The organism is Pseudomonas mosselii, from assembly GCF_005796105.1.
GTDB lineage: Bacteria > Pseudomonadota > Gammaproteobacteria > Pseudomonadales > Pseudomonadaceae > Aquipseudomonas > Aquipseudomonas mosselii_C.
Window position 1 is genome coordinate 88,795 of sequence record NZ_VAUO01000011.1, and the last position, 12,749, is coordinate 101,543.

At 61.3% G+C, this 12,749-nt stretch carries 10 protein-coding genes; 2 read left to right on the forward strand and 8 right to left on the reverse strand.

Going from position 1 to position 12,749, the window contains the following annotated elements:
• Positions 1 to 63: 63 nt before the first annotated feature.
• The 6 genes from FEM01_RS19765 to FEM01_RS19795 form a co-directional block, all read right to left on the reverse strand.
• Positions 64 to 738, reverse strand: coding sequence for a COG3650 family protein (locus FEM01_RS19765; protein ID WP_138221157.1), 675 nt, complete (start codon positions 736 to 738; stop codon positions 64 to 66).
• Between the two features lie 295 nt (positions 739 to 1,033).
• Entirely contained in the window at positions 1,034 to 1,735 is a 702-nt protein-coding gene (locus tag FEM01_RS19770; protein ID WP_138221158.1) for an ABC transporter ATP-binding protein, read from the reverse strand.
• The gene (livG, locus tag FEM01_RS19775) at positions 1,736 to 2,503 is read right to left on the reverse strand and encodes a high-affinity branched-chain amino acid ABC transporter ATP-binding protein LivG (protein WP_070094357.1); all 768 of its coding nucleotides are present in this window, start codon (positions 2,501 to 2,503) and stop codon (positions 1,736 to 1,738) included. It lies immediately after the preceding gene.
• Positions 2,500 to 3,756 carry a high-affinity branched-chain amino acid ABC transporter permease LivM gene (locus tag FEM01_RS19780; protein WP_138221159.1) on the reverse strand — a complete coding sequence of 419 codons (1,257 nt, stop codon included), beginning with the start codon at positions 3,754 to 3,756 and terminating at the stop codon, positions 2,500 to 2,502. The genes livG and FEM01_RS19780 overlap by 4 nt, the downstream gene beginning before the upstream one ends.
• Positions 3,753 to 4,676, reverse strand: a complete 924-nt coding sequence (gene livH, locus FEM01_RS19785) for a high-affinity branched-chain amino acid ABC transporter permease LivH (protein ID WP_138221160.1) — start codon at positions 4,674 to 4,676, stop codon at positions 3,753 to 3,755. The genes FEM01_RS19780 and livH overlap by 4 nt, the downstream gene beginning before the upstream one ends.
• 235 nt (positions 4,677 to 4,911) lie before the next feature.
• On the reverse strand, positions 4,912 to 6,027 hold the full coding sequence (locus FEM01_RS19795; RefSeq protein ID WP_138221161.1) for a branched-chain amino acid ABC transporter substrate-binding protein: 1,116 nt from the start codon (positions 6,025 to 6,027) through the stop codon (positions 4,912 to 4,914).
• Positions 6,028 to 6,385: 358 nt separating this feature from the next.
• Here FEM01_RS19795 and FEM01_RS19805 point away from each other — a divergent pair, with 358 nt between their 5' ends.
• The gene (locus tag FEM01_RS19805; RefSeq protein WP_138221162.1) at positions 6,386 to 6,691 is read left to right on the forward strand and encodes a DUF2288 domain-containing protein; all 306 of its coding nucleotides are present in this window, start codon (positions 6,386 to 6,388) and stop codon (positions 6,689 to 6,691) included.
• A gap of 432 nt (positions 6,692 to 7,123) precedes the next feature.
• On the opposite strand, the gene FEM01_RS19810 is transcribed toward FEM01_RS19805, so the two are convergent.
• On the reverse strand, positions 7,124 to 9,304 hold the full coding sequence (locus FEM01_RS19810; protein ID WP_138221163.1) for a hypothetical protein: 2,181 nt from the start codon (positions 9,302 to 9,304) through the stop codon (positions 7,124 to 7,126).
• A gap of 198 nt (positions 9,305 to 9,502) precedes the next feature.
• Between FEM01_RS19810 and FEM01_RS19815 the strand changes: the two genes are divergently transcribed.
• Positions 9,503 to 10,390 (forward strand): NAD(P)-dependent oxidoreductase, encoded by an 888-nt coding sequence (locus tag FEM01_RS19815; protein WP_138221164.1) that lies wholly within the window; start codon positions 9,503 to 9,505, stop codon positions 10,388 to 10,390.
• On the opposite strand, the gene FEM01_RS19820 is transcribed toward FEM01_RS19815, so the two are convergent.
• The gene (locus tag FEM01_RS19820; protein ID WP_138221165.1) at positions 10,290 to 12,554 is read right to left on the reverse strand and encodes a putative bifunctional diguanylate cyclase/phosphodiesterase; all 2,265 of its coding nucleotides are present in this window, start codon (positions 12,552 to 12,554) and stop codon (positions 10,290 to 10,292) included. The two genes, FEM01_RS19815 and FEM01_RS19820, sit on opposite strands and share 101 nt — an antisense overlap.
• Between the last annotated feature and the right edge of the window lie 195 nt (positions 12,555 to 12,749).

Sequence of the window (12,749 nt, forward strand, 5' to 3'; positions counted from 1 at the left end):
TACACAAACCGCCAAGTATAAGCTGTTCGCCGCCCCGACTGGCAGGATAAAAGTGCCTGGCGATCAGAGGTCGCGGGCACCGCCGTAGTAGGCGCAGCCTTGCAGGGTCTTGCCGTCGATGCGCAGCTCGGCCTTGAGGTGGCGGATGGCGCCGGTGACGGGCTCGACACAGCGTTGCGGGGCGACCCACAGTTCGACGCGCTGGCCATTGGCCTCGCTGGACAGGCTGAGGCCGCCGCCGGGCATTTCTTCTTCCAGATACGGCAGTGGCAGAGGCGCCTGGCCTTCGCGGTTGATCACCATGCCCTTGCCGCTGGCCTTGACATCCCAGACAGGCTGTTGGCCGCCTGCACGCAGGGTCAGTTGCTTGAAGTTAGGGTCTTCACAGCCGCGCGCGCCGTGTTCCAGGCGGTACACACGGGTCACGTCGATCTGCCCATCGCTGCCGGCCTGCTTGCTTGCAGCCAGGCGTCCGCGCAGGTCGGCGAACAGTTTGTCCTTGGCATCCTTGGCCAGGTTGGAGGCCTCTTGCAGGATGGCCGTGCCACCGGCGTCGTTTATCACGAACTGGCGGGCTTCGCTGCACGGCTTGAACAGCAGGTGGCCGCCACCGGCGCTCAGTTCGCCCTGCATGCGCGTGGTGCCGAGGTTCGGATCGACGGGCTTTTCGGCCAGCATCTGGCAACCGGCGAACAGCGGCAGCATCGAGGCGAGCAGCAGGGAAGGGGTGAGGCGCATGGGGCGGGCTCCGGGAATCTTCGCGAAAGAGCTGGCCACGTTACGCAGGGTGCGTCGGGATCTCAAGCACCAGGGCGATTTGCGTGTGCTTGTTCGCGGGTAAACCCGCTCCCACAGGTACCACGCCAGCCCGAGCTTGGGCGGACGTCCATCGCGGCACAAGGCCGCTCCTACAGTGGTCGCATGAGCCTGCAACATAGTGGCCCATGCGGTTGGTGTAGGAGCGGCCTCGTGCCGCGATGGGCTGCAAGGCAGCCCTAAATGAACAACATCAGCCCGAAGGCCCTTTGTTGATTCAACCCCCGAGGTACGCGTCGCGCACCTTCGGGTCGGTCAGCAGGGCTTCACCGGTGCCCTGCATCACCACCTTGCCGTTCTCCAGCACATAGGCGCGGTCGGCGATCTTCAGGGCCTGGTTGGCGTTCTGCTCCACCAGGAACACCGTCACGCCATCGCGGCGCAGCTGTTCGATGATGTCGAAGATCTGCTGGATGATGATCGGCGCCAGGCCCAGCGATGGCTCGTCGAGCAGCAGCAGCTTGGGCTTGCTCATCAAGGCCCGGCCAATCGCCAGCATCTGTTGCTCGCCGCCGGACATGGTGCCGCCACGCTGCAGGTAACGTTCCTTCAGGCGTGGGAACAGTTCCAGGACCTTGTCCAGTTGTTCCTGGAAGTCACCCTTGTCGGTGAAGAACCCACCCATGGCCAGGTTTTCCTCGACGGTCAGGCGCGCGAACACACGGCGACCTTCGGGCACAACCGCGATGCTCTTGCGCATGATGTGCGAGGACGGTTGGCCGACCAGTTCCTCGCCCAGGTACTTGATGCTGCCGCTGTGGGCCTGTGGCGAGCCGCAGAGGGTCATCAGCAGGGTCGACTTGCCGGCACCGTTGGCGCCGATCAGTGTGACGATCTCGCCTTGATTGATCTCCACGTTGACGCTGTGCAGCGCCTGGATCTTGCCGTAGAAGGTGGAAACGTTCTCGAACTTCAGCATTTACGCCTCCCCCAGGTAGGCCTTGATCACATCAGGGTTGCCGCGAATTTCTTCCGGCGTGCCGTCGGCCAGGGGCGTGCCCTGGTTGATCACTACGATGTGGTCGGAAATGCTCATCACCAGCTTCATGTCGTGCTCGATCAGCAGCACGGTCACGTTATGCGACTCACGTAGGTAGCCAATGAGGGCCTTGAGGTCTTCGGTTTCCTTGGGGTTCAAGCCGGCTGCCGGTTCGTCGAGCATGATGATGCGTGGCTGGGTCATCATGCAGCGGGCGATTTCCAGGCGACGCTGCTGGCCGTAGGCCAGGGTCCCGGCGGTGCGGTTGGCGAACTCGGTCAGGTTGACCTTCTCGAGCCAGTATTGCGCACGCTCCATGGCCTCCTTTTCGCTGCGGCGGAACGACGGGGTCTTGAACAGGCCGGCGAAGAAGTTGGTGTTGAGGTGGCGGTGTTGGGCGATCAGCAGGTTTTCCAGCGCGGTCATTTCCTTGAACAGGCGCACGTTCTGGAAGGTCCGCACCACGCCCTTGCGGGCGATCTGATGGCCAGCCAGGCCCTGGATGGGCTGGCCGTCGAGCAGGATGGTGCCGCCGCTGGGCTTGTAGAAGCCGGTGAGGCAGTTGAATACGGTGGTCTTGCCAGCGCCGTTCGGGCCGATCAGGGCTACCACCTGTTTCTCTTTTACGGTCAGGCCCACGCCGTTGACCGCCAACAAGCCGCCGAAGCGCATGCTCAGGCCGCTGACTTGCAGAATTTCGCGGCTCATCGACGCAGCTCCAAATGTGGACGTTGCATGGGCAGCAGGCCCTGCGGACGCCAGATCATCATCAACACCATCAGCGCACCGAACATCAGCATCCGGTATTCGCTGAACTCACGCATCATCTCTGGCAGCAGGATCATCACGATGGCCGCCAGAATCACGCCCAGCTGCGAGCCCATGCCGCCCAGTACGACGATGGCGAGGATGATCGCCGATTCGATGAAGGTGAACGACTCAGGTGTCACCAGCCCTTGGCGAGCGGCGAAGAAGCTACCGGCGAAACCGGCGAAGCAGGCACCCAGGGTGAACGCCGAAAGCTTGATCACGGTGGGGTTCAGGCCCAACGCACGGCAGGCAATTTCGTCTTCACGCAGCGCTTCCCAGGCACGCCCGATGGGCATGCGCAGCAGGCGGTTGATCACGAACAGTGCCAGCAGAGCCAGCAGCAGCGCGACCAGGTAGAGGAAGATCACCTTGTTGATCGAGTTGTATTCCAGCCCGAAGAACTCGTGGAAGGTCTGCATGCCCTCGGCGGCGCGACGTTCGAAGGTCAAACCGAAGAAGGTGGGCTTCTCGATGTTGCTGATGCCGTTGGGGCCGCCGGTCCAGTCGGTGAGGTTACGCAGGAACAGGCGAATGATCTCGCCGAAGCCCAGCGTCACGATCGCCAGGTAGTCGCCACGCAGGCGCAGTACCGGGAAACCGAGCAGGAAGCCAAAGGTAGCAGCCATAAGACCTGCGATCGGCAGGCACACCCAGAAGCTCCAGCCCAGGTAGTGCGAGAGCATCGCATAGCTGTAGGCGCCGACCGCGTAGAAGCCGACGTAGCCCAGGTCCAGCAGGCCGGCCAGGCCGACCACGATGTTCAGACCAAGGCCCAGCAGTACGTAGATCAGGATCAGTGTGGCGATGTCCACCGCCCCGCGCGAGCCGAAGAACGGCCAGATCAAGGCGACCACGATCAGGCCCATGATGATCCAACGCTGGGTTTTCGGCAGGGTGAGGAAGTTGCTGACGGCCGGTGAGATCAGCTTGCGATCCGAGCGGCGGCCCATCACTGCGCTCCACTGCTTGTCGAACAGCACGCGCAGGAACATCAGCACCGAGCACACGCTGATGATGGTCAGGTTGAACGAACCCTGGCTGTGCACCACCAGGCTGATGCCGTCGATGCTCAGTTTCAGGCCCAGTACCGGGAAGGCCACGGCCCAGACCAGCAAGGCGCTGAAGAACGCCTGTTTGAGATTTTTGTTCATACTTTTTCAACCTCCGGGCGGCCCAGGATGCCGGTCGGCCGGAACAGCAGGACAAGTACCAAAAGACCGAATGCCACCACGTCCTTGTATTGGTCGCCGAAGATGTCGGCGCCGAACGCTTCGGCCACCCCCAGCACCAGGCCGCCGAGCATGGCGCCCGGGATACTGCCGATGCCGCCCAGTACCGCCGCAGTGAAGGCTTTGAGTCCCACCAGGAAGCCGGCGTTGGGGTTGATCACCCCGTACTGCATGCTCAGCAGCACGGCCGCCACCGCCGCGAGGGCGGCACCGATGACGAAGGTCAGGGCGATGATGTTGTTGGTGTTGATGCCCAGCAGGTTGGCCATCTTGATGTCCTCGGCACAGGCGCGGCAGGCGCGGCCCAGGCGGGAACGGGAGATGAACAGGGTCAGGCAGGTCATGGCGATCAAGGTCACCACGAACACCAGGATCTGCATGTACGAAACCAGCACTTCCTCGGCGCCGCCGGGGCCGAACGAGAAACTGCCAGGGATCAGGTTGGGAATCGACTTGTCTTTGGAGTCCTGCGAGAGCAGCACGGTGTTCTGCAGGAAGATCGACATGCCGATGGCCGAGATCAGTGGGATCAGCCGGTTGCTGTTGCGCAGCGGCCGGTAGGCGACCCGTTCGATGCTGTAGCCGTAGGCACTGGTGACGCAGATGGTGGCGACGAAGGCCACGGTCATGAGGATCGGCAGTGAATGGATGCCCATCATGGCAAGGCCGGCGAGGGCGATGAAGGCCACGTAGCTACCGATCATGTACACCTCGCCGTGGGCGAAGTTGATCATGCCGATGATGCCGTACACCATCGTGTAACCGATGGCGATCAGCGCGTAGGTACTGCCGATGGTCAATCCGTTAACCAGTTGTTGTAGGAAATGGTAGATCTCAGGCATTACAGCGCTCCTAAAAACCTGATTTGCATTTCGCTGGAGGGGGGTGACCCCGGCCCAGGTTCTCGTGGTCTACGCCACGTGATGTGTGTGGGCACTGCCAGGAAACCGCGGGTGACGGTTTTAAGATTTTCAGGTGGGCGGGCTCCCGGATCACGGGAATCAGGCCCATAGAACCTCGTAAAACAAAGCCCACTGCTCGCACAGTGGGCTTCTCGGTCAGCTATTAGTCACGCAGTTACTGAGGGGAGACTTCGGTCTTCGGCTTGCCGAAGTGCCATTCGTAGACCACGAACTTGAAGTCTTTCAGGTCGCCTTTTTCGTCGTACGACAGGTTGCCGGTGGGGGTCTTGAAGGTACCGGCGTGGATGGCGGCTGCCACCTTGTCGGTATCTTCGGACTTGGCCGCCTTGATGCCTTCGGCGATCAGTTCCACAGCCGAGTAGGCCGGGAACACGAACGGACCGCTCGGGTCTTTGCCGTCGGCCTTGATGGCGTCGACGATGGCCTTGTTCTCAGGATCCTGGTCGAACGATTTCGGCAGGGTCACCAGCAGGCCTTCGGAGGCGCCTTGGGCGATCTGCGAGATGGAGTCGTTACCCACGCCTTCCGGGCCCATGAACTTGGCTTTCAGGCCCTTTTCCTGTGCCTGGCGCAGGATCAGACCCAGCTCTGGGTGGTAGCCACCGTAGTAGACGAAGTCGACGTTGTTCTGCTTGAGCTTCTGGATGATCGAGGAGAAGTCCTTGTCACCGGCGTTCAGGCCTTCGAAGACGGCGACCTTGGTGCCTTTCTTCTCGAGGGTTTGCTTGACCGCGGTCGCGATACCTTCACCGTACTGTTGTTTATCATGCAGTACTGCGACGACCTTCGGCTTGACGTGGTCGGCGATGTAGTTGCCAGCGGCCGGGCCTTGGGCGCTGTCCAGGCCGATGGTGCGGAAGATCAGCTTGTAGCCACGGGCGGTGATTTCCGGCGAGGTAGCGGCCGGGGTGATCATGATCACGCCTTCGTCTTCGTAGATGTCGGACGCCGGCTGGGTGGAGCTGGAGCACAGGTGGCCGATGACGAACTTGACGCCGTCGTTGACCACTTTGTTGGCGACTGCAACGGCCTGTTTAGGATCGCACGCGTCGTCGTATTCCTTGGCTTCGAGCATCTTGCCATCGACGCCGCCCTTGGCGTTGATGTCCTTGATGGCCTGTTTGGCGCCGATGAACTGCATGTCGCCGTACTGGGTGACAGGGCCGGTCTTGGGACCGGCGATACCGATCTTGATGGTGTCGGCGGCAAACGAATGGCTGGCAACCCCGGCCAGGACCATCGCGGCGAACAGCTTGGAAATCTTGATCATAGTGCTCCACTCATTCTGTTGTAATTCTTATAGTCCTGGCGGCCAGGGCTACAGACCAGGCGGGTTCACGGTTGGCCACGCCGAACCGCAACCCCACCTTCCCCGGAATCGTGTCCCGGAACTGTACCGGTACAGTGTAGAGCGCCGTTGGATCGCTTGAAAAGCGGGCGAAAAGCGTCTGTTTCCAGGGGTGTCGCTTGATCGACATAAAGATATAGAAAAGCGCCATCACTTTGCCGGTATCTATGGCCCGCCCCCATGAGTTCGGGCCTGATCGACCAAATTACGTATTTGAAACCGGGTTTTTCTGCAAAAATGCCGACCTTTTTTGTTGGCCGATCTTTGTGCAGGTGAACCCATGACTGATCAAACAAGCACCCTCTATGCCAAATTGCTCGGTGAGACCGCCGTCATCGAGTGGAAAGCCCTGGAGCGTTTCTGGGCCAAGGGTGACCTGATTTGGGTCGACCCCGCTCTCGACCTGATCGCTGTTGCCGAGGCGATGGCAGAGAATCGTAGCGATATCTTCGCCAAGTGGCGCAGTGATGGCAGTGTCGGCGCGGTTACCGCCGAACAAGCGCGCGACCTGCAAACCCGCGATCCAGAGATCTGGGCGGTGGTGGTCTCGCCGTTCATCGTGATCCAGGTGAAGAAAGCGGAATAAGTCTGCGCGTTTTTAGTGCGTGAAAATACGCAGCGGCATTACGATGGTGCGTATTGACGCTCACGTAAGGTGGAAGTTGGTAACAATACCGGTGTAATTCGGCGTGGCGGTAACAGTTTACGGGATGCGTAACTGAGGCGGCTGCGCTTGCCCTGTCGTCGTCGCCTGTAGGAGCGGCGGTGCGCCGATGCGACTTGTCCCGCGAACACCGGCTTCGCGGGTGTTCGCGGTGGTCCGGCACTCCGTTAAACCCGCTCCCACAGGGTACGCGGCGCGCTTGCGAAATCAGTTCTCTGCGCGACAGCGCGGCCCGGCAGGGCTGGGTGAAATCCCACAGAGGGTGAAGGTGCAAGCAGTCGGGATACAGGGACCGCTGCGCGGCCTGTTCGCGGCACAAGGCCGCTCACACAGAGTCCCTGCTAAGCCAAAGGCTCAGTAGTCCACGCGTCCGGTATGGCTGTTCAGCGAGATCACGCGGGTCTTGCCGATACGGTGGCGGAAAATTTCGCGCAGGTATTTCACGGCTTTCTTGACGCATTCGCGCGACAGCCGGATATCGTTGATCGAGACGAAACGGCTCTTGTCGTTGATGAGTTCACGGTACTTCTTCTCGTACATCGGCTTGATCGCGTACCAGTTGGTGTCGAGAATTTTCGCCGGGTTCTCGTACTCATTGAGCAACTCGTCGATGCGCGCCTCGTCGAAGTGTTCGCTGGTGATGAATTCCAGGATGGCGTTGTCCATGGTGTCGTCGAAACGATACGGATTGCGCGCGAAGCAGCGTTTGATGAACGCCACGATCAAGGTCAGGAAGTCATCCGACAGGCATGGGCTCTTGGCGATCAACGTGGTCAGCGACAGGTTGGCCGAGGCGCCGATCACCAACGCGTAGCGCTTGAGCGTGGTGTTGGGGAACAGGCTGTTGAGGTGGGTCTTGAGCCGGTTAAGGTCCATGTACGACAGCTTGTAGTCCTTGGGCAAGGAGACGATCGACACCACCGAGGAGCAGTTCTTGAAGAAGTGCAGGTCGTGCAGGGCGGCGGCGTCGTAGCCCGAGGCCTGGTACTGCTCCAGTGCCGCGCGGTAGCGGCGCGACTCGATCGGCAGCAGGCTGATGCCTTCGATGGCCTGGGTCTGCTTGTTGAAATGCGGCAGGTCGATGGAGCGGAAGAACAGGTCGTCGATGTCCAGGCGCGGTTGTTCGCGCTCGAATACCTTGAACTTGTCCGTGCCTGCCGGTGGCACCTCGGGTACTACCGATTCGGCGTAGGCGATGGCCACAGGGCCGGCCAGGCTCATGAACAGGTCGTTGGCATCCAGGCGGATGGTCTCGCCGATGTCGATGCCGGCGCGGCGGAAATAGTTCTGGTCGTAATCGGTGGTGACGGCCTGGGCGGTGAGGATGTTGAAGATCTGCTGGGAGATGTACTGGTTGGCGTGCTTCTCCATGGCGTTGACGTCGATGTTTTGAATCGTGCCGTCATCGCTCTCTTCGGCGTAGCGCATGATGTCGTTGGAAATCAGCATCATCGCGTTCCATGGGCGGATGCGCCCCATGACGCTGGCTTCGCTGCTGTCTTCGTTATCGAAGTTGTACGAGAAGTCCCACTCTTCCGACAGGTATTTGCACAACAAGCGCCCGGCGTTGATGTGCAGCGCTTCGGACATCTCGCTGCGATGGTCCGAGGCGTTGGGCAGCACGCAGATACCGCTGGTGAAGATCGGCTCGAAGACGAACGAATGCCCGCTCTTGCCGTCGTTCTCTTCGGCGGCCTTGGTGTCGAAGGTCTTGTTCATGTACGAGTACTGCTGGGCCAGGCCGAACTCCGATGCCATGCCCGAGCCGGTACCGCCGCCTGCGCTGAAGATGTAGAAGTACAGGCGCGACTGGTTGGCTTTGATGCCGCAGGAGTCGATCAGGTACGAGTGGATCAGTTTCCAGTCGGCGCTGGAGAAGCGCTGGGTGTCCTTGTTGAGGATGATCTTGGCCAGGTACTGGCCCAGGATCGGCGCGTTACCGGCGCCGCCGGCATGCACCTCGGACAGGTCCATGATCTTCATCTTGCTATAGTCGCGCAGGAAACCGCCGCGCTCGCCCTTGCGCGAGAAGCGGATACGCCCGGCGATGTCCTTGTCCAGGTCGCCCAGCATCACCAGTGGTTCTACCAGGAACACAGGCTTGGACCCCTTGCTCTTGACCAGACGCAGGTTCTGGCGGATCCAGCGCGCCGGGCTATAGCCAGACTCCCCCTTGAAACGGTCTTCGTTGTTGAACTCGTTGAGGAAGAAGGTGCGGGCGTTGTATACCAGCTCCGCGACGTCCAGGGCGATGTTCGAGCCGCAGCGACCCAGGCCGATCAGGCACACCGAAGGGAACTGCTGCTCAAGGCGCAGTTGCTCGTCGTCCTCCACATGCAGGTTTTGCGGGAACACCAAGTCGCGCAAGCCGTCGAGGTTATCGAGAATGCGCTGGATGTCCTGTTCGGTGAAGTACAGGTACTGCGACTGTGGGCTGCGCGGAGCTGGCAGCTCTCGAGCACTGCCTGCGGTCAGCGAGGTGGAGGGGTTCGACAACTCGGGGAGCGCATTGGCAGAAGTGTTCGTAGAGGTCATAGTGCGCCATTTGCCTGGGAGAGTGGGCTTTTCGATGATGAATGCCATTTGGCCATCAGCGAGGGGTTTCGCGACTTTATCAGTGCGTCTTTTCCGCATGCGATAGGGGATTTCCCTATCCCCTTGAAGGTTTTTATTGCGTACCTGCACTGCATCGCCCGTTTGTCACGCTTCTTTAATCTTCTGCTGGAGTTGCTCATGAGTCATGCGTTGCCTTCGCTGGGATTTGCCGGAATCGGCTTGATGGGGCTGCCGATGTGTCATCGCCTGTTGGCTGCCGGTTATCCGTTGACCGTGTGGAACCGCAGCCCGGACAAATGCGCCGCGCTTGTGGCTGCTGGGGCGCGCTTGGCGCACAGCCCGGCGCAGTTGTGTGAAGCTGCGGACATGTTGCTGCTGTGTCTGGCCGACACAGCGGCGGTACGCGAGGTGGTGTTTGGCGAGCAGGGCATTGCCGAAGGTGGGCGTGCGGGGCAGTTGCTGGTGGACTTTTCCAGCCTGGAGCCTGGCGCCACTCGCGAGATGGCCGCCCAGTTGGCCGCCCAATGCGGCATGCGCTGGCTGGATGCCCCGGTATCCGGTGGCACCCCGGGGGCGCAGGCGGGCACCCTGGCGATCATGGTCGGGGGGCAGGCACAGGACCTTGAGCGCGCGCGTACGGTGCTGCTCACCTTGGGTCAGCGGGTCACCCACATGGGCGATGTGGGCGCGGGCCAGGTGACCAAGGCGTGCAACCAGATGATCGTGGCTTGCAATGCACTGGTCATTGCTGAAGTGGTGGCTTTGGCCGAGCGCTCCGGGGTCGATGCGCGCTTGATAGCCGAGGCCTTGGCCGGTGGCTTCGCCGACTCCAAGCCTTTGCAGATACTCGCGCCGCAAATGGCCGAGCGCCGTTTCGAACCAATCAAGTGGCACGTACGCACGTTGCTCAAAGACCTTGACGGGGCCGTGAAGCTTTCTCGTGAGCAGGGCGCAGCGACGCCGCTCAGTGGCCTCGCTGCGCAACTGATGCGCCTGCATGGTAGCCAGGGCTATCTGGAACAAGACCCGGCGACGCTGGTCGAGCTGTATCGCGACAAGCCGTGACGACGGCATGCTGGCGGTCGAGGCGTTCGAGCACGGGGCGCAGTTCGCCGAGCGGCACCGGTCGGCTGAGCAAGTAGCCTTGGAGGTAGTCGCAGCCTTGGGCGGCCAGGAACGCTTGTTGCTCGAGTGTTTCGACACCTTCGCTCACCACCTTCAGGTGCAGGGAGTGAGCCATGATGATGATTGCCCGGACGATCTCGCCGTCGCTCTGGTTGCCCGGTACGTCGATGACGAACGAGCGGTCGATCTTCAGCACATCCAGCGGCAGGCGCTTGAGGTAGGCCAGCGATGAGTAGCCGGTGCCGAAGTCGTCGATCGACAACGCCACGCCCTGGGCGCGGATGCGTTTGAGCAAGTCGATGGTTTGCTGGATGTTGCCCATCAGGGCGTTTTCGGTGACTTCCAGTTCCAGTTGGCGGGGATCCAGCCCGGCCTGGCGCAGCGCCAGCTCCACTTCGCTGGCCAGCTCTTCACGGGCCAGGGTCAGGGTCGAGCAGTTCACCGACACCTTGAGTTCGCCGTAGCCGTATCGATTGAGCCAGGCAAGGTCGTTACACGCCTGGCGTAATACCCACAAGTCCAGCTCGGCGATCAGCCCGTTGGCCTCGGCCATGCCGATGAATCGGTCAGGGCTGAGCAGGCCATGCTGTGGGTGTTGCCAGCGTACCAGCGCCTCCAGCTTGGCCACGCGGCCGCTGTGCAGGTCATGGATCGGTTGGTAGTACACGCACAGGCCATGCGCGCCCCGCAGTGCCTCGCGCAGTTCTTCTTCCAGTTGCAACTCCAGCGTGGCGCGGGTTTTCAGGCGGTTGTCGAAGAAGTGCAGGCTGTTGCGCCCGCAGGCTTTGGACTGGTACAGCGCAAGATCGGCATTTTTCAACAGCTCCTCGGCGTTCAGGCCATCTTCGGGGAACACGCTGATACCGATGCTGGTGGTCATCACCATGCGCCGCCCGTCTAGATCGATGGGGTCCTTCATCCGCGACATGATGCGTTGAGCCAGGTGGCGCGCCTCCTCGCGGCTGTTGAGTGGGGTGACGATGCAGAATTCGTCGCCACCAAAACGTGCGACCAGGTCATGGCCACGGGTCGCGGCCTTGATGTGCCCGGCGATCACCTTGAGCAACTGGTCGCCAGCGGCGTGGCCGAGGCTGTCGTTGATGCGCTTGAAGTGGTCGATGTCGAGGAACATCACCGCCAGCATGCTGCCACTGGCCGCGTGGTCAACCAAGCGTTCGGCGAACACCTGGTTGAAGCCGCGCCGATTGACCAGGCAGGTCAGTGCATCGTAGTGAGCGGCTTGTTGCAGCGAGGCACGGGCCTGGTCGAGCTGGCTCAACAACACACTGACGCGGCGCAGGTCGCGCTCCTTGCTTTGTAGTTTCTTGTCGGCCAGGGCCGCACTGATGCTGCTGCCACTGATCAGCAAGGTGATGAACGCAATGGCCAAGGCCAATTGGGCGCTGTTGTCGTGGGTGGGCAGTCGCAGTGCTGTGGACTCAGGTATCACCAGGGTCATGGCGGCCATGCCGGTGAAGTGGGTCAGCACGATCCCGCTGGCCATCAGCAGGCAGGCGCCGTGCTTCATCAATAGATGCAGGGTGCCGCTGCCATTGCGAAAGCGTCTGGCCATCAGCAGCGCCACCAGGCTGCTGGCCACCGCAAGGCCGACCGAGACCAGCAGCAGGGGCGTCTGATAATACTGCTGGGCGCCGGTCTGCAGGGCAGCCATGCCGGTGTAGTGCATCACACTGATGCCCAGACCGATGCACAAGGCGGTTTGCAGGTAGTGGTGCGGGCGCATGTGGCTGTGTTCGAGGCTGCGCATGGCCAGCCAGGCGGCCAGCAGGGCCGTCAGCAAGGAGAGTGCGGTCAGGGGCGCGTCGTAATGCACCTCCAATGGCGCTTCGAAGGCCAACATGGCGATGAAGTGCATGGCCCAGATACTTCCGGCCAGGCAGCAGGCACCGAGTATCCGCCATTGGCGCCGGGCCATGGGGTCTTCGCAGTGGCTTTGGCGCTCGGCCATGTTCAGCGTGGCGAAGCAACCCACGCACGCCACGGCAAAGGCGAGCAGCACCAGCAGGGTATTGTGTCGGCAGTCGAGGATGATTTGCCCGCTCGCCGGCAGGTCGGCGAACAGTTGCAGTCCCAGCCAGTCCATTGCATGCCTCTTCGTCGAGTTCGCACGGGTCTCCAAGGCCGGAGACAGGTCTGGGGAAGTATAGAAAGCGGTATTTAAACCTTCCTGATTAATGGCATTTTGATTTCTACCATTTGGATATGAAAGCTATAGCGCAGGGATCTAAAAGGATGACATGCCTGCGCGGGACAAGGGGCAGCGGCGCGCCGCCGCGAC

What these genes read in the sequence shown, in the direction of transcription:
- FEM01_RS19765 (WP_138221157.1), bottom strand. Translation starts at nt 738, where the DNA reads ATGCGCCTCACCCCTTCCCTGCTGCTCGCCTCGATGCTGCCGCTGTTC.
- FEM01_RS19770 (WP_138221158.1), bottom strand. Translation starts at nt 1,735, where the DNA reads ATGCTGAAGTTCGAGAACGTTTCCACCTTCTACGGCAAGATCCAGGCG.
- livG (WP_070094357.1), bottom strand. Translation starts at nt 2,503, where the DNA reads ATGAGCCGCGAAATTCTGCAAGTCAGCGGCCTGAGCATGCGCTTCGGC.
- FEM01_RS19780 (WP_138221159.1), bottom strand. Translation starts at nt 3,756, where the DNA reads ATGAACAAAAATCTCAAACAGGCGTTCTTCAGCGCCTTGCTGGTCTGG.
- livH (WP_138221160.1), bottom strand. Translation starts at nt 4,676, where the DNA reads ATGCCTGAGATCTACCATTTCCTACAACAACTGGTTAACGGATTGACC.
- FEM01_RS19795 (WP_138221161.1), bottom strand. Translation starts at nt 6,027, where the DNA reads ATGATCAAGATTTCCAAGCTGTTCGCCGCGATGGTCCTGGCCGGGGTT.
- FEM01_RS19805 (WP_138221162.1), top strand. Translation starts at nt 6,386, where the DNA reads ATGACTGATCAAACAAGCACCCTCTATGCCAAATTGCTCGGTGAGACC.
- FEM01_RS19810 (WP_138221163.1), bottom strand. Translation starts at nt 9,304, where the DNA reads ATGACCTCTACGAACACTTCTGCCAATGCGCTCCCCGAGTTGTCGAAC.
- FEM01_RS19815 (WP_138221164.1), top strand. Translation starts at nt 9,503, where the DNA reads ATGAGTCATGCGTTGCCTTCGCTGGGATTTGCCGGAATCGGCTTGATG.
- FEM01_RS19820 (WP_138221165.1), bottom strand. Translation starts at nt 12,554, where the DNA reads ATGGACTGGCTGGGACTGCAACTGTTCGCCGACCTGCCGGCGAGCGGG.